Raw genomic sequence first — 269 nt, 5'->3', positions numbered from 1 at the left:
CTACCCCATCACGCTGCAAGCGCTGATTGACGGCAACTCCACGCCGATGGCCATGGAGCCGCACAAGGTCCAATGGCTGGGTACGCCGCGCGTGCAACCGGCCAATGTGCTGTTCAACAAGACCGGCTCTACCCGTGGTTTCGGCGCGTATGTGGCGTACGTGCCGAGCAAGGACATCGGCGTGGTGATCCTGGCGAACAAGAACTACCCGAATGCCGAACGGGTCAAGGTGGCCCATGCGATCTTGAGTGCCATGGACCAATAGCGCC

Annotated in this window: 1 protein-coding gene; it reads left to right on the top strand. The window is 61.3% G+C overall.

Annotation, left to right across the window (positions count from 1 at the left end; translation table 11 throughout):
- Positions 1–265 (top strand): serine hydrolase (locus tag SB764_RS40690; protein WP_410866854.1); only part of this gene is annotated, 265 nt, incomplete at its 5' end.
- Positions 266–269 lie beyond the last annotated feature (4 nt).

This window comes from Paraburkholderia sp. SIMBA_027 (assembly GCF_046535315.1).
Classification (GTDB): domain Bacteria; phylum Pseudomonadota; class Gammaproteobacteria; order Burkholderiales; family Burkholderiaceae; genus Paraburkholderia; species Paraburkholderia tropica.
This window is presented reverse-complemented; position numbering and strand designations above follow the sequence as displayed.